This is a genomic window from Nocardioides pyridinolyticus (genome assembly GCF_054653575.1).
The window spans coordinates 22,879-44,961 of sequence record NZ_BAAIFY010000027.1; the positions used below are offsets into that span (position 1 = coordinate 22,879).

Sequence of the window (22,083 nt, forward strand, 5' to 3'; positions counted from 1 at the left end):
CCGATGTTTTTTTCGCTGGCGACCTTTATTCTGTCGATCAGAGACATTAGAGTCCGACCACCCCCTCGCCGAACAAGGAGTGGCATGAAGCTGGGCTTCCTCACCGCGTGCCTGCCGGACCTGAGCCTCGACTCGATCATCGACTACGCGGTCGGCGAGGGCTACCAAGCGCTGGAGGTCGCGGCCTGGCCGGATCTCGGAGATCGGCCCTTCACCGCGACCCACATCGCCGCCGAGCGGCTCCGCGCCGACGACGCCGACGCCATCCGCGCCCGGTTCGACGCGGCCGGACTGGAGCTGTCCTCGCTGGCCTTCTACGACAACAACCTACATCCTGACGCTGCGGAGCGCGCGGCGATCAACGCGCACGTGGCCGCCTGCATCGACGCGGCCGCTCTCCTCGGGTGCCCGACCGTGGGGACGTTCATCGGCCGCGACCCGTCGCTCGGGGTGAAGGAGAACCTCGGCCAGGCCGAAGAGATCTTCGCCCCGCTCGTCGACCGGGCCGGGGAGAAGGGCGTCAAGCTCATCATCGAGAACTGCGTGATGGAGGGCTGGCACCCCGACGGCTACCCCGGAAACCTCGCCTACTCCCCCGAGCTGTGGGAGTGGATGTTCTCGATCGGCCTCTACCTCAACTACGACCCGTCCCACCTTGTGTGGATGGGGATCGACCCGGTGGAGGCGCTGCGCCCGTACGTCGACCGGATCCCGCACGCGCAGGCGAAGGACATCCAGATCTTTCCCGAGCAACGCAACCGCTACGGCTGGCCGGGCCGCAGCCTGTCGCGCGAGGACCCGTGGGACGTCGGGTGGTGGCGCTACCGCGTGCCCGGGCTCGGCGAGGTCGACTGGAGCCGGATCGTGGACACCCTCTACGAAGGCGGCTTCGATGGCGTGCTCTCGGTGGAGCACGAGGACCCGGTCTGGGGCGGCACGGAGGACCGGGTCAAGACCGGGCTCGAGGTCGCTCGACGCACGCTCTCACCGCTGATCGTGCACTGACGCCGCGCCGCGCGGCACCTTCCATCCACGGCGGCGTTCGGCCGTCCCAAGCCTGACCAGGGAGTCATCTGATGAAGCTCGGCTACTGCTCGATCACGTGGGGTGGGGTCCTCGGACACCCCGTCGGCGTCACGAGCGTGAAGGACCTCTTCTACACCGGCGTCGGCGACATGGCCGACGCGGCGCGGGACATCGCCGCGGCGGGCTACGCCGGCACCGAGATGTTCGACGGCGACGTCGCCAAGTATGCCGACCGACCCGACGTGCTCCGGGCGATCCTCGACGACCACCAGCTCGACCTGGTGAGCGTGTACACGGGGGCCAACTTCATCTATGCGGACATCCTCCCCGACGAGATGGACAAGATCCGCCGGGCGATCGACCTCGCCGTCCAGTTCGGCGCCGAGCGCCTGGTCGTCGGAGGCGGCGCGCGGCGGGCCGCCGGCACGACCGACGAGGACTACGTGGCGCTGGGTCGTGGCCTGGACCGCGTCTCGGAGATGGCCGCCGACCACGGGCTCGTGGCGACCTACCACCCGCACCTGACGACGATCGTGGAGAACCCCGACGAGCTGGCGCGGATCATGGACCTGTCCAGCATCGGCTTCTGCCCCGACACCGGCCACCTGGCCGCGGCCGGCGGTGACCCCGCCGCGCTGATCCGCCAGTACGGCGACCGGGTCAAGCACGTGCACCTCAAGGACGTCGTTCCCGAGCCGTTCTCCTGGACCCCGCTCGGCGAGGGGACCCTCGACTTCACCGACATCGTGAGGGCGGTGACCGAGGTCGGCTACGACAGCTGGCTGATGGTCGAGCTCGATGAGTACGACGGAGCGCCCGTGGATGCCGCGCGCATCTCGAAGGCGCACCTCGACACCATCTTCGCCGAGCTCGGCATCGGCTGACCAGACCGCCACACCTAGAACGGAGCACACCATGCGACAGCTACGCGTCGGACTCATCGGGGCCGGCTTCATGGGCAAGGCCCACTCGATGGCCTATGCCTCCATGCCGATGTTCTTCTGGCCGGCGCCGGCCATCCCGGTCCGCGCCGTCATCGCCGAGGCGACCGAGGAGCTCGCCGCCGAGGGCGCTGCCCGCTTCGGCTTCGAGTCGAGCACCGGCGACTGGCGTCGGGTCATCGACGACCCGACGATCGACATCGTCGACATCGCCACGCCGAACCACCTGCACCCCGAGATGGCGATCGCGGCCGCGGAGGCGGGCAAGCACATCATCTGCGAGAAGCCGCTGGCGCGCACCGCGGCCGAGGCCAAGACCATGCTCGACGCCGTCCAGAAGGCCGGCGTGGTCAACATGGTGGCCTTCAACTACCGCCGCACCCCGGCGATCGCGCTGGCCAAGAAGTACATCGAGGAGGGCGCGATCGGCGAGATCGTGAACTTCCGCGGCACCTACCTGCAGGACTGGAGCGCCGACCCGGAGTCTCCGTTGTCCTGGCGCTTCCAGAAGGACATCGCCGGCTCGGGCGCGATCGGCGACATCGGCACGCACGTGGTCGACCTGGCTCGCTACCTGGCCGGTGAGATCACCGCGGTCAACGGCCTGGCCCGCACCATCGTGCCCGAGCGGCCGATGCAGAGCGGCAGCCGCGACGCACTGGGCACCTCCCGCTCCGGCGGCGAGCTTGGACCGGTCGACGTCGACGACGAGATGCTGACCATGGTGCGCTTCGCCAACGGGGCGGTCGGGTCGATCGAGGCCACGCGCAACGGATACGGGCGCAACAACTTCATCACCGTCGAGGTGCACGGAACGCGCGGCTCGCTGTACTTCAACTACGAGCGCCGCGACGAGCTGCAGGTGTTCTTCGCCGACGACCCCGGCGACCGCCGCGGCTTCCGCACCGTCTACACGGGCCCGGCACACCCCTACGGCGAGGGCCTGTGGCCGATCCCCGCACTCGGCATCGGATACGGCGAGACGAAGATCATCGAGGCCTACGACCTGGTGAAGTGCATCGTCGAGGGCACCGAGGCCGACCCGAACTTCCACGACGGGTGGCGGATCTCGCTGATCGCGGACGCGATCCTCGCGTCGTCGGAGTCCGGGAACTGGGTCACGATCGATGGCTGATGGCCTGCGCTCGGGCATCATCGGGGCGGGCTTCATCGGAGGTGTCCACGCGCACGCCGTGCGGGCCGCCGGTGGGCAGCTCGTCGCCGTGGCCGACCACACCCCGGAGGCCGCGGAGGCCAGCGCGGCGCGGCTCGGCGCCCGCACTGCCGCCGAGTCGGCCGAGGTGCTGATCGAGGCCGACGACGTCGACGTGGTGCACATCTGCACGCCGAACCACCTCCACGCACCGCTCGCTCGACTGGCGTTGCGGGCCGGCAAGGCCGTCGTGTGCGAGAAGCCGCTCGCCACGACCCTGGCCGACGCCGAGGAGATCGGCGCGCTGGCCGCCGAGCACGGCTCGGTGACCGGCGTCCCGTTCGTCTACCGCTACTACCAGTCGGTGTTGGAGGCGCGCGCCCGCGTGCGCAACGGCGAGGTCGGACAGCTGTGGCTGCTGCACGGCTCCTACCTCCAGGACTGGCTGTCGACGAGCTCGGACGTCAACTGGCGCGTCGACGCGGCGCTGGGTGGCGCCTCTCGGGCGTTCGCCGACATCGGGGTGCACTGGTGCGACCTGGTCGAGTTCGTCTCCGGACACCGGATCACCCGTCTGTCGGCGCAGCGCAAGACCGCGATCGCCAGCCGGGAGTCTGCGGATCGGGTCAGCACCGAGGACATCGCGACCGTGCAGTTCGAGACGGACCAGGGCGCGGTGGGGTCGCTGGTCGTCAGCCAGGTCTCCCCCGGGCGCAAGAACCGACTGTGGTTCTCCCTCGACGGAGCCGAGCAGTCGCTGTCCTTCGACCAGGAGAATCCCGAGACACTCTGGGTCGGCTCGCGCTCGGACGCCACCATCGTCCCGCGCGGCGTCACGCCACGACGCACCGCCCACCCACTGCTCGAGCCGCTTCCCCCGGGCCACCCGCAGGGCTACCAGGACTGCTTCAACGCGCTCATCGGCGACGTCTACCAGGCGGTGACCGCCGGGTCCTCCGGGTCCGCTGAGTCCCCCGAGGCGCTGCCCGGCTTCGCCGACGGCGTCCGCGCGGCGCGGATCACCCAGGCGGTGCTCGACTCGGTCGCGGCCGAGTCGTGGGTGCCGGTCGGCTGACCGGCGTACGACGGAGCCTCAGGCCCCGGATCGCTCGCGGACCAACGCGGTGATCCGGGGCACGAGCGACGTCAGGTCCCCCACCACGCCGAGGTCGCACACGTCGAAGATCGGGGCCTGCGGGTCGGTGTTGATCGCGACCACGGTGCCGGAGCGGGACATGCCGACCCGGTGCTGGACCGCCCCGGAGATGCCGCAGGCGAGGTAGAGCCGCGGGCGGACCGTCCGACCGGTCTGGCCCACCTGGTGCGCGTAGGGATACCAGCCCCGGTCCACCACCGGCATGCTCACGCCGACCGCGCCGCCGAGCGCTTCCGCCAGCTCCTCAAGCAGCGCGATGTTCTCCGCGCTGCCGAGCCCCCGCCCACCGGCGACGACGATCTCGGCGGTGTCCAGGCCGGAGCGGACCGCGTCGCCGCCCCCGCCCGACGCCGACACGGACACGTCCGGGCCGACCTGGGTCGGTGGGGAGACCGGCACTTCCTCAGGCGTACCGGGGACCGGTGTCTCCTGGGCGTCGAGAGCCGCGGTGCGGAACAGGGCGATGGCGGGCCCGCCGATCCAGCCCACGTCCACGGCGGTGGAGTCGCCCAGCGCCAGGCGCCGTCCGACCAGCTCTCCCTCGACGTCATCGAGCCCGACCAAGTCCCAGCACACCCCCGCGTCCAACCGCACCGCGAGGGCGCCGGCGACGTCGGCGGACAACGAGGAGTTCTCGAAGGCGACCAGGTCGTAGGGCTGCTCGTGGTGGAGTGCGGCGACCACCGCCACGCGGGGCGCCGCGGTGGCCGGCAGCCCGGCCACGACCCGCACCACGCCGGCTCCGTACCGCCCGAGGACGCCGGTCAGCCCGGCGGCGTCGGCCTCGGCGTCGACCGGGAGCAGCACCTCGACGGTGCCGGCCACCCGCGCCAGCGCGGAGAGCACACCGAGCTGGCCTGCCGACAGGACCCCGGACCGGGGTTCGGCGACCAGGAGCGCGCGTCGGGTCACAGCAACCTCCTTTGGGCGAGGAACTCGACGACCCTCTCGTGCGCGTGGCCGTCGTCCACGACGATCTCGGCCAGGCCTCGCGCCGGCGCGGCCGCGGCGGCGAGCACGCGGGTCCGGGAGCCGGCGGCTCCGAGCTCCGACTCCGGGACGCCGAGCTCCGCCGGCGTCACGGTCTCGATCACCGCCTTCTTGGCCGCGATGACGTCGCGGAAGGAGGGGTAGCGCGGCACGCACACCTCCCCGGACAGCGCCAGCACTGCCGGCAGCTCGGCCTCCGCCTGATGTAGGCCCTGTTCGGTCTGGCGGGTCACGCGCACACGGCCGTCCGCCACCGTCACCTCTACCGCGCGGGAGAGCACCGGCAGCCCCAGGCGCTCGCCGAGAGCCGCCCACAACAGCGCGCCGTTGCCGTCCCCGCTGGACGCACCGAGGACGACGAGGTCCGGGCTCAGCGCACGGAGGGCGGCCGCCAACGCGGCACTCGTGGCCACGAGGTCGGCGCCCGCCAGGGCGTCCCCGGCGACGACGACGCCGCGGTCCGCGCCCATCGCCAGCGCCGGGCGCAGCGCGTCGACGGCGTCGGAGGGCACCATCGCCAGTACGACGACCTCGCCACCACCGCCGTCGCGGGCCCGCAGCGCGGTCTCCACGGCGCTCTCGTCCACCCCGGTCAGGGCGGCGCCGCCGGAGCGGTCCAGTCGCCCGGTGTCGTCCAGGGTGGGCTCCGGTGGCACCGGCTTCACGCAGACGACGATCCGCATCGCGCTCACACCGAGACCGCGAGCTGGTGCGCCTCGAGCAGGACGGTCTGGATCAGTCGCGCCGCCGCCGCGTCACCCACCCGCTCCACCTGGACCTCGCGGCCCGACTCCTCGACCAGGTCGCAGAGGCGGTGGTAGAGATCGTCGCGCGAACGCCGCGAGTACACCGGGACGACGGCCCCCGTCTCCCACCACTCCTCGGCACCGCTGGCGTCGTCACGGAGCAGCGCGCGGCCGGGCTCGACGCGCAGCAAAGTGGTCATCGGCCGCAGCGCGATGCCCTTGGCCGTCGCGCGCTGGAGGAACATCGCGATGTTGGTGCCCTCGAGCTCGCCGGCGACGACCGTCCGCGAGGAGACGATCGTGACCTCCTTCCCGGCATCGGTCAGGTACTCCGCGGTGCCCGCGGCCTCCCAGTGTCCCTGGGCGTCGACGACCAGCACCCTGCCCTCGGGGAGCGGCGCCCCGGCGAGCACCTCGTCGACGGAGTAGACGCAGTCGAGCTCGAGACCCGGCACGTCCGGAAGCAGTTGGAGTCCCCGCCCGCGCGCGATCGCTGCGGCGTCCGGGTCGAGCTGCGACCGACGGTGGGCGGGCGGCAGGTTCGGTTGCGAGCCGGTCGCCACCACGACCACGTCGGGGTCGAGGTCGAGCAGGTCCTCCGCCGTCGCCTCCACGCCGGTCCACACCTCGACGCCCAGCCTGCGCACGGCGGCCTCGAGGTAGTGGGTGACCTCGGCGACCTCCTCGTGGTGCGGCTGGCGCGCCGCGAGCCGGACCTGGCCCCCGAGGTGCTCGGCACGTTCGAAGAGCGTGACCCGGTGCCCGCGTCGGGCGGCGATCTCGGCGACCTTGAGGCCGGCCGCTCCTCCCCCGATCACGACCACCGTCCGGGGCTCGGCCGCGCGCACCAGCAGCCGCTCGCTCCAGAAGCGCTCCTGCCCGGCGGCGGGGTTCTGCACGCAGCGGATAGGCTTCTCCTGCGCGACTGCGTGCAGGCAGCCGTCGTTGCAGCCGATGCAGGCGCGCACCTCGACCGCCCGGCCCTCCGCGAGCTTGCGCGGCGTCTCGGGGTCGGCGACCAGCTGGCGGGCCATCCCGATCAGGTCGGCCTCGCCGGAGGAGACCATGTGCTCGGCGAGAGCCCCGTCCTTGATCCTCCCGAAGGCGACGACGGGCAGGTCGGACTGCTTCTTCAGTGCCTGGTTGAGCGGCCGGAAGTAGCCCTGGGCGACCGCGGCCGGGGGAATCTCCATCCAGAAGCTCGAGAAGGAGCCGGCGTCGCAGTTGAAGTAGTCGACCAGCCCGCTGGCCTCGAGACACTCGGCCATCCGCAGCCCGTAGTCGAGCTCGTAGCCGAACGGCGTGTACTCGTGCAGGCAGATCCGGATGCCCAGCGCCCGGTCGTCGGGGAGGTTCTCGCGAACCGCCGCCACGCATTCGAGCGGGAAGCGCATCCGGTTCTCGAAGCTGCCGCCGTACGCGTCGGTCCGGCGGTTGAAGAACGGTGACGCGAAGCTGCGCAGCAGCCCGTCGTGGGCGATCTTGATCTCGACCCCGTCATAGCCGGCCTCGACCAGGTTCCGCGTCGAGACCGCGAACCCCTCGATCGCGCGCAGCATGTCGCGGCGGTCCATCGCCTTGGTGGTGTGCGGGCTGGACGGCTCCGGCATCTGCGTGGGTGCCCACAGGACCGGCGGTGGATGCTCCAGGGAGGTATGGCCGCCGTGGTTGAGCTGCGCGAAGATCCTCGCACCGTGGCCGTGGACGGCGTCGGTGGTGCGGCGGTTCAACGGGATCGTCGCCGGGTCCCAGGCCGCGACGTACTTCCGCGACATCTGGCCCTCGGGCATGGTCGCCATCGAGCCGTCGACCACGAGGCCGACGCCACCCCAGGCGCGCTCCTCGAGGTAGGCGGTGACGTCCTCGGTCGGCAGACCGTGGGTGTCGCCCAGCGCGGTGAAGTGCGGCTGGAAGACGAGCCGGTTGCGCAGCTCGACGCCCCGGATCCGCAGCGGCGAGAACAGCGCGGGGAATCCGGCCCCTGGCGTGGTCCCGCTCATGTCAGGCGATGGCCCCGTGGGACTGCGACCCGCCGTCGACCAGGAGGAGCGTCCCGGTGACGTAGGAGGACTCCTCCGAGGCGAAGAACAGCGCTGCCCGCGCGACGTCCTCGGGCGTGCCGAGCCGGCCGAGCGCGATGGAGCGCTTGGCGGCGGCGATCGCCTCGCCGGGAGTGTTGCTGACCAGGTCGTGGTAGCCGTGCATCATCTCGTTGTCGATGTAGCCCGGGGCGATCGCGTTGACCCGGATGCCGAACTCGCCCAGGTCGGCGGCGGTCTGCTGGGTGATCAGGTTGACCGCTCCCTTCGACCCCGCGTAGACCGCCGACTGGCGCAGTGGCAGCACGCCCTGGATCGACGAGATGTTGATGATGCTGCCACCGCGCGCTCCGGCCTTCATCGCACGCACGGCGTACTTGGTGGCGAGGAGAACCCCGCCCACGTTGATGTCGATGACGCGGCGGTACTCCGCCCAGTCGAGGTCGGTGATGTGCTCGGCGATCCCTGTGCCCGCGTTGTTGACCAGGATGTCGACGCCGCCGTAGAGCTCCACGGCCCTGTCCACCAGCGCCGCGACAGCCTGCTCGTCGGCGATGTCGCAAGGCACGGCGGTCGCGGTGCCTCCGGCCGCCCGGATAGCGGCCTCTGCCTCGGCACCCTCGGCCTCGCCGCGTTGGGCGAGGACGACCGAGGCGCCCTCCGCCGCGAAGCGCGAGGCGATGGCGAAGCCGATCTGGCGGCCGCCGCCGGTGACGATGGCGGTCTTGCCGGCAAGACGATTGCTCACGTGTGCTCCTGGTGGGAGGGCTGGTCGGGATTCGGGGTGGAACGCCGGGTCGGGCGGCCGGGGTCGAGGCACGCAGGCCGCCCGACCCGGCTGCTCAGCGCCGCTTCGAGAGGGCCACGGCGAGGATGATGATGGCGCCCTTGACGGCGATCTGCCACGACGAGCTCACGCCGATGAGCACGAGCCCGTTGTTGAGGACGCCGATGATCAGGGACCCGATCAGGGTGCCGACGATCGTGCCGCGGCCGCCGAACAGGCTGGTCCCACCGAGGATGACGGCGGCGATCACGTCCAGCTCGAGCCCGTCAGCGAAGTCGGGTCGGGCCGCGTGGCCCTGAGCGGTGAAGATCAGGGAGGCCAGACCGGCCAGGACCCCGGTGAAGACGAAGCAGAGGATCTTCGTCCGGTCGGTGTTGATGCCGCTGTACCGGGCTGCGGTCGCGTTGCCGCCGGTGGCGTACACCTTGCGCCCGAATGTCGAGAAGTGCAGCAGCACCGTGCCGATCGCGAGGGCGATGAGCGTCCAGACGATCGGCACCGGGATGCCGGCGACCGAGCCCTCGTAGAAGACCGCCCAGAAGGGACGGCTGTCGACGAGCACCGGCGCGGTGTCGGTGAGGACGAACGCGAGGCCCTTCGCGACGCCGAGCATGCCGAGAGTGACCAGGAAGCTCGGGATCCCCAGCTTCGTCGTGAGCAGGCCGTTGGTCAGGCCGATGAGGGCGCCGACACCGACACCGACGAGTGCGCCGAGGACCCAGTTGTTCGAGAACTCGCTCATGAACAGCGCTGCGGACACGCAGGAGAGCTTGAGGATCGACGCCACCGACAGGTCGATCTCGGCGGAGATGATGATGAAGGTCATCCCGACGGCCATGATCGTGACCAGGGTGGTCTGGCGGCCGATGTTCTCCAGGTTCGCAGCCGTGAAGAACACGTCGGACTTGATCGAGAAGAAGATCACCAGCGCGATCAGCGCCAGCAGGACGCCGTACGGGCGGTCGCTGGAGAGAAGGTCGCGTACTGCGTTCCGCCTGCCCTCGCTGGTGGATGCGGGTGCTGGCGATGACGTGGCAGTGCTCATCTTGCGGGCTCCTGTACAAGGTGGTGGAGGCGCTCTTCGCCCTGGACTTCGGACGAGCGGACGCAGGTCGTGACGCGGCCGTCGTGGACGACGGCCAGGGTGTCGCAGAGAAGCTGGAGCTCGACGAGCTCCGAGGAGACGACCACGACGGCGCAGCCGTTGCGGGCGAATCGGCGGATGATTCCGTAGATCTCGTCGCGGGCGCCGACGTCGACGCCGACGGATGGCTCGTCGAGCAGCAGGAGCCGCGGCTCGGGCGTCAGCCACTTGCCGAAGACCACCTTCTGCTGGTTGCCACCCGAGAGGTTCTGCAGCCGGGTGTGGATCCCCGGCGCCTTCACGTTCAGGTCGGCGACGGCCTTCTTGGCCCGCCGCTGCGCCTCACCCTTGGCGAACATCCCGCCGCGGGTCAGGTGCGGCAGCCGCGGCATCGCGATGTTGGCGGCGATCGTGTCCTCGAGCACCAGTCCCTCGAGATGGCGGTCCTCGGGCACCAGTGCCACGCCGGCGGCGATCGCCTGGTGCGGCTTCCTCCAGCGCACGCTCTTGCCCTCGAACAGCACCTCGCCCTCGTCGGCCTTGCGCAGACCGAACATCGTCTCGAGGATCTCGGTGCGTCCACTGCCGACCATCCCGGCCAGGCCGAGGATCTCGCCGGGCCGCACCTTGAGGTCCACGCCGTTGAGACGTGAGTTCCGCACGCCCCGGAGCTCGATCACGGGCGAGGCCGCCGACCGGGCGCTGCTGTTGTCCTGGAACGCGCTGCGCCGGTCGCCCTCCTCCACGCTGAGCGCGTCGCCGGCCATCCGCTCGTGGCCCGGCCCCACGATCTCGCTCACCAGCTTCTCCATGGTGATCTCGGAGGTGTCGTGCGTGCCGACGTTCCGGCCGTCGCGCAGCACCGAGACCCGATCGCTGATCCGGAAGACCTCCTGGAGGCGGTGGGTCACGTAGATGACGCCGACGCCCCGCTTGGTCACGTCGGCGACCGTGTTGAAGAGGATCTCCTCCTCGCCGGCCGACAGCGCCGAGGTGGGCTCGTCGAGGACGAGGATCTTGATGTCGCCCATGAGCGCCTTCGCGATCTCCGTCAGCTGCCGGTAGGCGAACGGGAGGGAGTCGACGCGGGCGCTCGCCTTGATCGGGAAGCCCTGCTGGGTGAGGTACTTCTGGGCGGCGGCCTGGATGGACCGGTTGCGCACCAGTGTGGTGCCTCCGTGCGGCTCCCGCCCGAGGAACAGGTTGGACGCGACGCTCATCGACGGGATCAGGCTGAGGTCCTGGTAGACCATCGCGATCCCGCTGTCCCGGGAGTCCTGCGCGGAGCGGAAGTTCGTCTCCTTGCCGTGGATCAGGACCTCGCCGCCGTCACGCTGGTTGACGCCGGACAGCACCTTGATAAGGGTCGACTTCCCGGCGCCGTTCTGGCCCAGGAGGGCGTGCACCTCACCTGGCCGGAGGTCGAAGCTCACTCCGCGCAGGGCCTTGACCGCCCCGAAGCTGACGGTGATGTCTCGCAGGTCGACGAGTGGTTGCTCCGCTGTCATCAGCTGTCTCCCAGGGGCGTGAGGGGGTAGTGGACATGGCCGTGGTGAGCCACGGGGGTGGTCGCCGCACCGGAACGATGCGGAGGACGGGGGCTCACGACAGGCCTCCCGCGGCGACACTGGCGATGCGGGTCACCTTGGTGAGTCCCGCGGGAGTGTCGGGGTCGGCGCCGTGGGCCAGCGCTGCGTCGTGCGCGGCGCGTTGCAGGGGAAGAACGGCGAGGAACGGCGCCCAGTGGGACGGCGTGGCCGGGATCCGGACGTGCTGGGCGGCGGTGCTGCTCGCGGCAGCGGACACCGTCACGGTGTGCGCCCCGCGCTGCGCGGCCTCCGCGACGGCCTGCTCTCCGAGCCGCTCCCCGACCGGGTCGGCGGCCGCGAGCAGCACCGCCGTCCGGTCGCTGACGGAGTTGACGCTGCCGTGGAGGAACTCGCTGGTCTCGAACACGGCGACGGGTCGGCTCAGGGTCTCGCGCAGCTTGATCGCCCCCTCCTCGCCGACCGCCTCCGCATAGCCTTCCCCCGCGCACACGAAGTCCGACGCCGCAGCGACGTCGATGCGGCTCGCCTCGTCGTCGAGGACGGCGGACATCAGGTCAGGAATGGCGTCGGCCGCATCGCTCAGCAGCTGCGGTCGGCCCGCGGCGGCGATCCCGAGCAGGCACGCCAGCGAGGTCGTGAAGCTCTTGGTCGCGGGGACGGCCACTTCGCGACCGGCCCGGAACAGCAGCAGGCGCTGCTCGGGCACCAGCCCGGCCAGGGTCGAGTCCGGGGAGTTGGTGACCACCACGAGATCGGCGCCTCGCTCGGTGGCCGCCTGGGCGCCCGCCAGGATCTCGGTGCTCTCACCCGACTGGGAGACCGCGACGACCAGGGAGCCGTGCAGGTCGCCTGACGTAGACCAGGCCAGATGGGCCGGCGACACGACGCCGGCCGGCACTCCGGCGATCGAGCGGAACGCCTCAGCTGCGTACGTGGAGGCCGAGCGCGAGGAGCCGCGGCCGAGAAGCAACACCTGCTGGGCCCCCGCCACCACCGACGCGAGGTCGTCGGTCCGCGCGAGGGCTCCGCGCATCGCTTCGCTCACCCGCTCGGGTTGTTCGGCCATCTCGGCACGCATGAGATGCCCTGGCATCGTCGCGGCGGTCTTCCCGTTCACGCTCTCCTCTTTCAGATGGCCACGACGGCGTCGGTGGCTCTGTCCGAGAGCACCTTCTGGCCGTCGTGTGTTGTCAGCGACCGAGACCGGCCTTTAGGGTGGTAATGATGTTACGACGACTCACGAGAAGGTCAAGTGTCTGTGACCAACAAATATGAACCACATCACAACCCTAATGGGGACCTCGTCGAGGAATCCATCCGGTACGTATGGCGCCACGGCGTCTCCGCCGAGACCACCCGAGCCGCGCGCGGACCGCTGGCCGTGTCCGCGAACGGCGTGCGGGTGACCGACGCCGACGGGCGGGTCTACCTCGACGGCTTGGCCGGCGGCTCCGCAGCGGCGACCCTCGGCCACGGCCGAGTCGACGTGGCAGACGCCGTCCACGCCCAGATGACCACGCTGCACTGGGTGTCGCTCCGCACCTTCATCAACGAGCCCTCCATCGAGCTCGGGCGCCGTATCGCGGGTCTCACCGATGCCGGTCTGCAGACGAGCTTCTTCGTCTCCTCCGGCTCCGAGGCCGTCGAGAGCGCCACCCAACTGGCCAAGAGCTACCACCGGGCGAAGGGAAGTCCCGAGCGCACCAAGTTCCTCTACCGCAAGACGGGCTACCACGGGACGACCCTGGTCGGTGCGAGCGCGAGCGACAACCAGGAGTTCCGCACCTGGTTCGCACCCCTCGCGCCCGGCTTCGTCGAGCTGGAGGCGTGCTACCCGTACCGGCGTCCCGACGGGATGACCGAGGAGGAGTACGGCGACGCCTGCGCCGACGCCATCGAGGCGACGATCCTGGCCGAGGGCCCGGAGACCATCGCGGGCATCCTCGCGGAGTCGATCCCCGCCGCCCTCGTGCTCGTGCCGCCGGCCAACTACCTGCGCCGCCTGCGCGAGATCTGCGACCGGTACGACATCTTGTGGATCGACGACGAGGTGTTCATCGGCGTCGGGCGCACGGGCCGCTGGTTCGGCTTCGAGCACTTCGGGGTGACGCCGGACATCGTGACCTCCTCCAAGGGCATCACCGGCGGCTACGTGCCGCTGGGCGCGGCGATCGCGACCGGCCGCGTCATGGAGACCATCTACGGTGACGGTGCGACGACGCAGGCGAAGGTCTCCGGCCACACCTACGCGGCCCACCCGGCCGCCTGTGCCGCCGGCCTGGCCGTCCTGGACGCGATCGAGAAGGAGCACCTGATCGAGTCCACCGCACGGATCGGCGAGGGCATGATCGAGGCCTTCCGGTCCCGCTATGCCGGGCACCCGAACGTCGGCGACGTCCGCGGCAAGGGCTTCCTGATCGGCATCGAGCTGGTCGAGGACGCGAGCACGAAGGCGCCGTTCGCCAAGCAGCTCGCCGTCGGGCGGCGGGTGATGGACCGGGCGATGGAGCAGAACTTCATGCTCCGCGCGACCGGCGACATCGTCACGCTGTTCCCCGCCCTGGTCACGACCCAGGAGGACGCGGACGAGATGGTCGAGGCCACCTGCCGAGCGATCGACGAGGTGCTCGGTGAGCTCTGAGGTCGACACCCCGGCAGGCTCCGACACAGGTGACCGCGCGCAGCTGGTCGCCTCCTTCGCAGACGCACTGCGCAGCACGGTCGTGCGCGAGCACGTCTCGCTCGAGGACGCCGTCCGCCTGCAGCACCGCCTCGTCGAGGTGGCCGCGCAGGTGATGGGATCCGACGAGGTCTTCGTGGAGGACTACGGCCAGGTACGCGAGCTCGCCACCGTCGGCTTCGGCGGTGGCGGGCGGCCGCGCGCGACCGCCCGCGTCGAGGAGGTGCTCGCGCGGTTCTTCGAGGCCGAGGACGCCGTCCTCGTCCATGGTGCCGGCACCGGCTCCATCCGCGCCATGCTCAACGGCGTGGTGGAGCCGGGCTCGCGGATCCTCGTCCACGACGCCCACCCCTACAAGACGACGCTGCCGGCGATGCGACACATGGGGCTGGACGTCGTCTACTCCAGCTTCGACGACCGGGCCGGCCTCGAGTCGGCCCTGCGCGAGCAGCGGCCGCAGTCGGTCTACCTCCAGCACGTGCCTCAGCGGCTGGGAGACCAGCACGACCTCGACCAGGTGATCTCGCTGGTCCGCGAGGTGGGCGGCGAGGACGTCCGCGTCCTGGTCGACGACAACTACGCGGTCATGCGGTCCCCCCGGATCGGGGTGCAGCTGGGGGCGGACGCCTCGGCGCTCTCGCTGTTCAAGCTGCTGTCGCCGCACCCGATCGGCGCCGTGCTCGCCGACTCCGAGCGCGTCGGCCAGATCCGCCGGGACCTGTCGTCCGCAGGCTGCCAGATCCAGGGTCCGCACGCCATGGCCGCCCTGCGCGCGCTGGTCTTCGCACCGGTCGCGCTGGCGGTCCAGAACCAGACCGTGCTCGACGTCGCTGCCACGGTGAACGCCGAGGCGGGGAGCGAGGCGTACCCGTACCTGGCCGGCGCCTTCGCCGCCCAGCCGGGCATCCGGTGCACGGTGCTGCTCTTCGACCGTCCCGTGGCCGAGGAGTTCCTCAGGTCCGCCTGGCGCAACGGCTCGCCGAGCCAGTCGGTGGGCGAGGAGGCGCAGTTCGAGTTCCTCCCGCTGTTCACGTACCTGACCAGCACGTTCCTGAAGTCCTCACCGGGGTTGGAGCGGTACGCCGTCCGCGTGAACCCCATGCGCGGCGGTTCGGAGACGGTCCTGCGCGTCCTCCGCGACGCCCTGGCCGACCCCGAGTTCCGCTCCGCAGCGGCCTCCGCCTGACCGCCCCATCACCCTCTGGAGACGAACATGACGACCGACCTGCCCGACGACGTGATGGTGCCCTTCGCCGTCCACGTGGACTTCGAGTCCGGCGCCCTGACACCGGACCCTGTCATCCTGCGACGCAACCACGCGGATCTCGCGGGCTACTTCGCGAACGAGTCCGACGCGCCCGGCGAGGACGAGATGTACGCGGTGCACGAGATCCGTGTGCCCGCGACCAACAACAACCTCCTGTCCTCGACCACGGTGCTGCAGCCGGGCACGGTCGGCGGCGAGTACTTCATGACCAAGGGCCACTTCCACGCCACGCGCGACCGCGCGGAGATCTACCTGACCCTCTCGGGCCAGGGCCTGCTGGTGATGGCGCTGGAGGACGGCACGACGGAGACCAAGGAGATGCGCCCGGGCATCGTCAACTACGTCCCCGGGCACTGGGCACACCGCTCGGTCAACACCGGCGACACGCCCCTGGTGTTCTACGCGGTCTACATCGGCGACGCCGGGTACGACTACGCCACCATCGCCGAACAGGGTTTCCCGGTGGTCGTCGTCGAGGGCGAGCACGGCCCCGAGGTCGTGCCGAACCCGAGGTACACCGGCCGGTGACGACGATCGCGGTGACGCCCCGGGGCTTCCGGCAGACCCCGGGGCGGCATCACGACCTGCTGGCGGCGACCGGGTGCGAGGTGCGCTACCCGACCGAGGAGCGACCGCTGACCGCCGGCGAGCTGCGCGAGCTGCTGCACGGGTGCGACGGTGCGATCCTCGGCGTCGACGACGCGTCGGCGGAGGCCCTGGTCGGCAGCGGCCTGAAGGTGCTGGTCCGGTTCGGGATCGGCCTGGACAGCGTCGACCTGGACGCTGCGGAGTCCGAGGGCATCCGGGTGAGCCGGACGCTCGGGGCCACGACTACCTCGGTCGCCGAGCTGGCCGTGGGCCTGATGCTGGCCGCGGCCCGGGGCATTCCGGCCCTCGACCGGTCGATCCGGTCAGGGTCCTGGTCGCGACCCACCGCGCTGGAGCTGTTCGGCCGGACCCTGGGCCTGGTGGGCATCGGCCGGATCGGCCACGAGGTGGCCGTCCGGGCGCGTGCCCTCGGCATGGAGGTGATCGGCCACGACCCGGTGGCACAGCCCGCCGACATCGAGATGGTCGGCTTCGACGAGCTGATCCGGCGCGCCGACGTCGTCTCGCTCCACGCCCCGCTGACCGAGTCGACGCGCCACCTCTTCGACGCCGGGGTCCTGTCCCGGATGCGGCCCGCGAGCATCCTGGTCAACACCGCCCGGGGCGGCATCGTCGACGAGGCCGCTCTGGCGGTCGCACTCCGCGAGGGCCCCCTGCACGCAGCCGCGCTGGACAGCTTCGAGTCGGAGCCGCTCGGCTCCGACAGCCCCCTGCGCGACCTGCCGAACGTCATCCTGACGCCGCACGCCGGCGCCTCGACGGTCGAGGCCGTCGAGCGCGCTGGCGTGCTCGCCGTCGAGGAGCTGGTCCGCGGGCTCGAGGGGTCGTCCCTGCTCTTCGAGGTCCGCCCCGTGGACTGAGCGCTGAGGCCGGCCCACGGGCCGGCCTCAGCGGGCGGGCCTGTTCTCGGCCCTGCCGGCCCGCAACCGCGTCCTGGTGCGGGGTGCTTGCGCGCAGGCGGGGCCCATGGCCACACCGGTGGCCATGGCCGCCGTGCGGTGGCTGCTCGAGACGGCCTCGGTGCCGTTCCGAGATGTCGTCGCCGCGATCCAGTGATGAATGGACACAACCGAACTGCAGTGTTGCCGTGCCGATGCGCGGCGTCGGCTGCTCGATGCCTGTGCCGGCACGAGGCGCTGACAGCGCTGCTGCCCCTCGACTCCCCGGCGGCTCGAGACCATGGCTCACCCCGAGAGCGGTCACGCCCTCGGGGTGAGGTGGCCCAAGCCGTCAGCTCGACTGGCGCATCGACGACGGGTGGGACAACACGTCAGCGCGTCCCGAGCCGCGCCAGGATGTCCAGCGCCGTGTCCACCTCGGACCGACGGCGGGCGCGCAGGACCGCCGCGACCCCCTCGGCCGTGGCGGCCGCGGTCAGCTCGCGCACGGCCTTCTTGACCTCGGGCACCAGGGGGCCCGAGACGCTGAGCTGGTGGTAGCCCAGGCCGACGAGCAGGGCCAGGGCGCGCGGGTCACCAGCGAGCTCGCCGCAGATGCTGACCGGCGTCGCCCCGGCGCCCGAGCGGATCAGGTGCAGGGTCCGCAGGACCGCCGGGTGGAACTCGTCGTAGAGGTAGTCCAGCCCGGTGTTGCCGCGGTCCGCCGCGAGCAGGTACGCCGTCAGGTCGTTGGTGCCCACGCTGAGGAAGTCCACCTCCTCGGCGAGCTCGGAAGCGATCGCCGCGGCGCTGGGCACCTCGACCATCGTCCCGAAGCCGAACGCCGCGTCCGGGGCGTGCTCCGCCAGGAGCGCGCGGACCTGGTCGAGCTCCTCGAGGCCCGAGACCATCGGCACCATGACCTTGATCCCGGAGAAGGTCGCCGCCGTACGGGCCAGCGCCCGCAGCTGTGCGACGAAGAGGTCCTCGTTGGCGAGGGTGAGGCGGACGCCGCGCACCCCGAGGAACGGGTTCGCCTCGGCTTCCACGTGCAGGCCGGGGACGGGCTTGTCCCCCCCGATGTCGAGGGTGCGGAAGGTGACCGGGCGACCCTGGGCGGCCTCGGCGATCGAGGCGTAGTGGGCGGCCTGCTCGTCCTCGTCCGGCGGAGTGGCCGCCTGCATGAAGACGAACTCGGTACGGAAGAGGCCGATGCCGTCGGCACCCCATGCGACCGCGCGCTCGACGTCGGCGATGCTGCCGGCGTTCGCCAGCACCTGGACGGCGACGCCATCCCGCGTGCTGACCGGATCGACGACGACCTCCCGCGCGGCGCGCGCCGCACTCGACGCCCGGGCGCGGTCGGCTTCGTCGTCGCCGGGGCGGATGGTGCACGTGCCGCGGTCGCCGTCGACGAGGACGAGCTCGCCCGACGACACGGCGTCCAGGAGACCCTTCGCACCAACGACGGCCGGGATGCCCAGCTGACGCGCGATGATCGCCGCGTGCGCCGTGCGGGAGCCCACCTCGGTCACGATCCCCCGCACGACCTCCAGGTCGAGGTCGAGCGTGTCGGTCGGCGTGAGCTCGTAGGCGCCGATGACGACGTCGCGCGCGGCGCCCGCGGTCGGCACCTGCCGCCTGCGGTCGGTCAGGTGTCCGACCACGCGCTGACCGACGTCCAGGATGTCGGCCGACCGCTCGGAGAGGTAGGGGTCGTCGAGGGCGGCGAGCATCGAGGCCACCTCCTGGCTGACCCGCCACACCGCGGCCTCGGCCGTGGCCCCCTCGTGGATCGCCTCCACGACGGGCTCGTGCCACTCGGGGTCGTCGAGCACGAGGAGCTGCGCCTCGATGATGGCGGCGTTCTCGGCGCCGATCCGTTCCCGCGCGGTCGCGGCGATCAGCTCGATGTCCTCGCGGCTGGCCTCGACCGCTGCGGTCAGGCGCGCCAGCGACTCCTCCACGGGACGGGTGCTGGTCGCGGTGACGTCGATCTCCGCCGCCGCCTGCTCGATCAGCGCGATCGGGCCGACGGCGCAGCCGCCGGACGCGGCGATTCCCTGGAGGATCATGACGACGGCGCGTCCTGCACCTCGGTCTCGAGGCGCTCTGCGAGGTCGTCGACTGCTCTGTCCTCGTCCTTGCCGTCGGCCTCGATCACGACCACGGTCCCGTGGGTGATGCCGAGCTTGAGCACCGACAGCAGGCTCTTGCAGTTCGCGCTCGCCTCTCCGGCCCGGATTACCAGGTCGGACTGGTAGCCGCGCGCTGCGCTGACGAACTCTGCAGCCGGTCGGGCGTGGAGGCCGAGCGGGTCGGCGATGGTCACGGTGCGGGTCGTGCTCACGACACGGTCCTTCCCTCGTCGCCAACGGGGAGGAGGTCCTCCCCGAGGCGGAATCCGGTGCTGGTGAAGATGCCCTCGAGGACCGGCTCGGAGCCGATCCCGCTGACGACGGCGACGAAACACTTGCTGACGAAGGCCTGGGCCCGGAACGCGTACACCACGGTGCTCCCGACCCGGAGCGACCTCGGGTCGTCCAGACGCAGGGTGCCGTAGTAGTCGATCGCCTCGGCCGGGTCCAGCTCGACGCCGGTCTCGACCGGCTGGGCGCCCGCCCGGTCGTAGACCAGGGCGGTCTTCGCCCGCGAGCGGGGGTACAGGCCGCCGGCGATGGAGTAGGCCGCGTCGGCCGTCGTGTGCGAGATCTCCGAGACGTAGATCATGGCGGGCAGCTCGGGCTCGTCGGAGACGGCGTGTAGCGGCGTCTGCCCGGTCAGGACGCTGCCCGGCTCCACGTGGGTGGCGCCGGCGGCGGCCTTGAGCGGGAACGTCGCGGAGCAGCACGCGCTCGGGGTGTTGCGCACCGGCGCGTCGACGCCGGCGGCGTTGATCGCCTCGGACGCGGCCCGCAGCGTCTCGAGGTTCTGGGTGGCGCCGAAGGCGCCCTTGGCCTCGTCCCACAAGATGGCGGGGAAGCTGGTGACGCCACGCATCCGCACGCCGGGCAGGGCGTCGATCCGGGTGGCGACGTCGACGACCTCGTCGAGCGGCACGCCGCCGCGCTGGCCCGGATAGAACGTGTCGCCGGGCTCGGCGACACGCAGGGTCAGGTCCTGGACCCGGCCCCGCTCCTCCATGACCTTGCTGATCCGAGCGGCCTGGTCGTAGCCGAAGACCGTCAGGAAGTCCGAGTCCATGTCGGCGGCCAGCCCGAGCTCGTGCTCAGGGACCTGGACCAAGTGTCCGACGTGGCCCATCTTCAACCCGTGGGCGTGCAGGAGCCGCGCCTCCTCGAAGTCGACGGCCACCACCTTCTCGATGCCGGCGTCGGCGACCGCTCGGGCGACGAGCGGGTTGCGACCGAACTGCTTGGTCATCTGGTACGGCGTCAGCCCGTGGGATGCGGCCGCCGCGGCGACCACCCCGGCGTTGCGTGCCACGGTGTCGAGGTCGATCACGTAGCAGTTGGACGGAATGCGGCCCGCCTGGTGCAGCTCCACCGCGGCCTCGATGAGGCGCGGGTTGCGGCGTCGGGTCACGTCGATGAACACAGGATCTCCTTTGCGAACGAGTCGCCGGACTCAGGGGCTTCCACGCCGAGGAGGTCGGCCACGGTTGCGCCGACGTCGGCGAGGGACGAGCGGGTGCCGAGGTCGACCGGGGCGAACGCCGCCCCGCAAGCCAGCAGCGGCACCAGCTCCCGGGTGTGCCGGCTGCTGCCGGAGGTGGGGTCGTTGCCGTGGTCGGCGGTGATGAACAGGAAGTCGTCGGGACGGAGCTGGTCGAGCAGGTCCGGGAGGCCGTCGTCGACCACCTGCAGGACGGAGCGGTAGCGGTCGCGGTCCTGCTCGTGGCCCGCGAGGTCGGTCTCCTGGACGTTGGCCACGATCAGGCCGCGCTCCATCGTCTCGAGGTGACGCACCGCCGCCTTGAGCACCTCCGCGGTCGGGACGAGGTTCTCCCGGACGGCGTCGTCGCACCGTACGACGTCGGCGGCCTTCCCGAGCAACACGACCTCGCCGCCCATGGCGGCCACCCGACTGGGCAGCTGCTGCTCGGCGGGGAAGTCCAGGCCGAGGTGGCGCACCTGGTAGTGCTCGTTGTAGACGCCCAGCCCCGGGGTGTCCACGCCGATCTGGCCCTCGCCGCGGTCGACGATGTGTGCGCGGATGTCGTCCACGTCGTAGCCGCGGCTGCCGACCACGATCACGCGGGACACGTTGACCGCCCGCCGCACGACGAAACCGATCTCGCTCAGGGCGTCGAAGTCGATGTCGTCGAGCGAGGCGGTGACGTTGATGTTGAGCCGCGCCCGCGCCTCCATGTTGTCGTGGACGACGGCGACCCCGTCGACCAGCAGCATCGACTGCCCGTCGACGAGTGGCTCGACCCGGTGGCCGGCGGCGACCAGGGCGTCGCGCACCGTGTCCCCGACGTCCTCCATCAGCTTGAGCTCCACGCGGGACAGCAGTCCGCCCATGAGCTCCTGGTGGCCGAGGTAGGTGTCGGCGCCCGGGTGCATCGGCGCCAGGAGCCCGTGGGCTCCCCGCAGCGGCTGCTCCTCGACGGCGTCGGGTGCCAGCCGGTGCAACCCCAGGGACGCCAGGGTCGGAAGGGCCAGCGGGCCGTCGCCGGCCACGTGTCGGAGGGTGTGGCGGCCCGCCTCGGCGGGCGGGCAGTCCGAGGTGGCGCCGACGCCGAAGCCGTCGAGGACGACCACCACCGCGCGACCCTTCACCCGTCCTGCCCGGTCCGCTCGGCCTGCACGTCGACGATGCCGCACAGGTGCAGGGTCATGTAGCTGATCTCGGGCTCTGGCACCGTGCGCTCCAGCACCGGGGCGCAGTCGCGCATCACCCGCGACACCGCTTCCCGCTCGCGGACGCGGTCGGCGATCTCCTCCTCCGTGACCGCCGAGATCTCGACCGGCGGGTCACCGCGGTTGATCCGGGTCAGGGCGATGGCCAGGTGCGTGACGAACTGCGCCGAGTCGTCCTCGGTGAAGCGCACGCCCAGGTCGGTCGCCAGGTCTGCCAGGGCAAGCTCGGTGAGCCGACGCGCCAGCTTGCTGACCTGGCCGGACTCCTCGAGCATGTCGAGGCGATCCGAGAACTCCTCGGCGACCTGGGTCTGCACCGGCCCGTCGGCGGTGAGGTCGTTCGTCATGGGT

At 71.3% G+C, this 22,083-nt stretch carries 20 protein-coding genes; 8 read left to right on the top strand and 12 right to left on the bottom strand.

Annotation, left to right across the window (positions count from 1 at the left end; all coding sequences use genetic code 11):
- The first annotated feature begins 84 nt into the window (after positions 1 to 84).
- The 4 genes from ACYQ0U_RS18965 (at position 85) to ACYQ0U_RS18980 (ending at position 4,195) form a co-directional block, all read left to right on the top strand.
- Complete coding sequence (locus ACYQ0U_RS18965) at positions 85 to 1,005, top strand: sugar phosphate isomerase/epimerase family protein (protein WP_459975441.1); 921 nt, start codon at positions 85 to 87, stop codon at positions 1,003 to 1,005.
- Positions 1,006 to 1,076: 71 nt separating this feature from the next.
- Complete coding sequence (locus ACYQ0U_RS18970) at positions 1,077 to 1,910, top strand: sugar phosphate isomerase/epimerase family protein (RefSeq protein ID WP_459975442.1); 834 nt, start codon at positions 1,077 to 1,079, stop codon at positions 1,908 to 1,910.
- Positions 1,911 to 1,941: 31 nt separating this feature from the next.
- Positions 1,942 to 3,102, top strand: a complete 1,161-nt coding sequence (locus ACYQ0U_RS18975) for a levoglucosan dehydrogenase (protein WP_459975443.1) — start codon at positions 1,942 to 1,944, stop codon at positions 3,100 to 3,102.
- The gene (locus ACYQ0U_RS18980) at positions 3,095 to 4,195 is read left to right on the top strand and encodes a Gfo/Idh/MocA family protein (protein ID WP_459975444.1); all 1,101 of its coding nucleotides are present in this window, start codon (positions 3,095 to 3,097) and stop codon (positions 4,193 to 4,195) included. Before ACYQ0U_RS18975 ends, ACYQ0U_RS18980 begins: the two co-directional genes overlap by 8 nt.
- Positions 4,196 to 4,213: 18 nt before the next feature.
- On the opposite strand, the gene ACYQ0U_RS18985 is transcribed toward ACYQ0U_RS18980, so the two are convergent.
- The 7 genes from ACYQ0U_RS18985 to ACYQ0U_RS19015 form a co-directional block, all read right to left on the bottom strand.
- Positions 4,214 to 5,188 carry an electron transfer flavoprotein subunit alpha/FixB family protein gene (locus tag ACYQ0U_RS18985; protein WP_459975445.1) on the bottom strand — a complete coding sequence of 325 codons (975 nt, stop codon included), beginning with the start codon at positions 5,186 to 5,188 and terminating at the stop codon, positions 4,214 to 4,216.
- Positions 5,185 to 5,949 (bottom strand): electron transfer flavoprotein subunit beta/FixA family protein, encoded by a 765-nt coding sequence (locus ACYQ0U_RS18990; RefSeq protein ID WP_459975481.1) that lies wholly within the window; start codon positions 5,947 to 5,949, stop codon positions 5,185 to 5,187. The genes ACYQ0U_RS18985 and ACYQ0U_RS18990 overlap by 4 nt, the downstream gene beginning before the upstream one ends.
- A 5-nt stretch (positions 5,950 to 5,954) precedes the next feature.
- A complete protein-coding gene (locus ACYQ0U_RS18995) occupies positions 5,955 to 8,012 on the bottom strand; it encodes an oxidoreductase (RefSeq protein WP_459975446.1) in 2,058 nt (685 codons plus the stop codon).
- A 1-nt stretch (position 8,013) separates the two neighbouring features.
- The gene (locus tag ACYQ0U_RS19000; RefSeq protein ID WP_459975447.1) at positions 8,014 to 8,799 is read right to left on the bottom strand and encodes an SDR family NAD(P)-dependent oxidoreductase; all 786 of its coding nucleotides are present in this window, start codon (positions 8,797 to 8,799) and stop codon (positions 8,014 to 8,016) included.
- A 94-nt stretch (positions 8,800 to 8,893) separates the two neighbouring features.
- On the bottom strand, positions 8,894 to 9,883 hold the full coding sequence (locus tag ACYQ0U_RS19005) for an ABC transporter permease (RefSeq protein WP_459975448.1): 990 nt from the start codon (positions 9,881 to 9,883) through the stop codon (positions 8,894 to 8,896).
- Positions 9,880 to 11,430, bottom strand: coding sequence for a sugar ABC transporter ATP-binding protein (locus tag ACYQ0U_RS19010; RefSeq protein WP_459975449.1), 1,551 nt, complete (start codon positions 11,428 to 11,430; stop codon positions 9,880 to 9,882). The genes ACYQ0U_RS19005 and ACYQ0U_RS19010 overlap by 4 nt, the downstream gene beginning before the upstream one ends.
- 94 nt (positions 11,431 to 11,524) lie before the next feature.
- On the bottom strand, positions 11,525 to 12,589 hold the full coding sequence (locus tag ACYQ0U_RS19015) for an SIS domain-containing protein (RefSeq protein WP_459975450.1): 1,065 nt from the start codon (positions 12,587 to 12,589) through the stop codon (positions 11,525 to 11,527).
- Positions 12,590 to 12,724: 135 nt separating this feature from the next.
- Between ACYQ0U_RS19015 and ACYQ0U_RS19020 the strand changes: the two genes are divergently transcribed.
- From ACYQ0U_RS19020 to ACYQ0U_RS19035, 4 genes are read left to right on the top strand one after another with little or no spacing between them, the layout of a single operon-like run.
- Positions 12,725 to 14,113 carry an aminotransferase family protein gene (locus ACYQ0U_RS19020; RefSeq protein ID WP_459975451.1) on the top strand — a complete coding sequence of 463 codons (1,389 nt, stop codon included), beginning with the start codon at positions 12,725 to 12,727 and terminating at the stop codon, positions 14,111 to 14,113.
- Positions 14,103 to 15,338 (top strand): aminotransferase class V-fold PLP-dependent enzyme, encoded by a 1,236-nt coding sequence (locus tag ACYQ0U_RS19025; protein WP_459975452.1) that lies wholly within the window; start codon positions 14,103 to 14,105, stop codon positions 15,336 to 15,338. The genes ACYQ0U_RS19020 and ACYQ0U_RS19025 overlap by 11 nt, the downstream gene beginning before the upstream one ends.
- A 27-nt stretch (positions 15,339 to 15,365) precedes the next feature.
- Positions 15,366 to 15,947 carry a glucose-6-phosphate isomerase family protein gene (locus ACYQ0U_RS19030; protein WP_459975453.1) on the top strand — a complete coding sequence of 194 codons (582 nt, stop codon included), beginning with the start codon at positions 15,366 to 15,368 and terminating at the stop codon, positions 15,945 to 15,947.
- A complete protein-coding gene (locus ACYQ0U_RS19035) occupies positions 15,944 to 16,888 on the top strand; it encodes a phosphoglycerate dehydrogenase (protein ID WP_459975454.1) in 945 nt (314 codons plus the stop codon). Before ACYQ0U_RS19030 ends, ACYQ0U_RS19035 begins: the two co-directional genes overlap by 4 nt.
- Before the next feature lie 410 nt (positions 16,889 to 17,298).
- Here the strand turns inward: ACYQ0U_RS19035 and ptsP are convergent, their stop codons facing one another.
- From ptsP to ACYQ0U_RS19060, 5 genes are read right to left on the bottom strand one after another with little or no spacing between them, the layout of a single operon-like run.
- The gene (gene ptsP / locus ACYQ0U_RS19040) at positions 17,299 to 18,981 is read right to left on the bottom strand and encodes a phosphoenolpyruvate--protein phosphotransferase (protein WP_459975455.1); all 1,683 of its coding nucleotides are present in this window, start codon (positions 18,979 to 18,981) and stop codon (positions 17,299 to 17,301) included.
- Positions 18,978 to 19,256 (bottom strand): HPr family phosphocarrier protein, encoded by a 279-nt coding sequence (locus ACYQ0U_RS19045; RefSeq protein WP_459975456.1) that lies wholly within the window; start codon positions 19,254 to 19,256, stop codon positions 18,978 to 18,980. The genes ptsP and ACYQ0U_RS19045 overlap by 4 nt, the downstream gene beginning before the upstream one ends.
- Positions 19,253 to 20,464, bottom strand: a complete 1,212-nt coding sequence (locus ACYQ0U_RS19050) for an alanine racemase (RefSeq protein WP_459975457.1) — start codon at positions 20,462 to 20,464, stop codon at positions 19,253 to 19,255. Before ACYQ0U_RS19050 ends, ACYQ0U_RS19045 begins: the two co-directional genes overlap by 4 nt.
- Positions 20,449 to 21,636, bottom strand: coding sequence for a phosphopentomutase (locus ACYQ0U_RS19055; RefSeq protein WP_459975458.1), 1,188 nt, complete (start codon positions 21,634 to 21,636; stop codon positions 20,449 to 20,451). Before ACYQ0U_RS19055 ends, ACYQ0U_RS19050 begins: the two co-directional genes overlap by 16 nt.
- 11 nt (positions 21,637 to 21,647) lie before the next feature.
- Positions 21,648 to 22,079 carry a PRD domain-containing protein gene (locus ACYQ0U_RS19060; protein ID WP_459975459.1) on the bottom strand — a complete coding sequence of 144 codons (432 nt, stop codon included), beginning with the start codon at positions 22,077 to 22,079 and terminating at the stop codon, positions 21,648 to 21,650.
- Between the last annotated feature and the right edge of the window lie 4 nt (positions 22,080 to 22,083).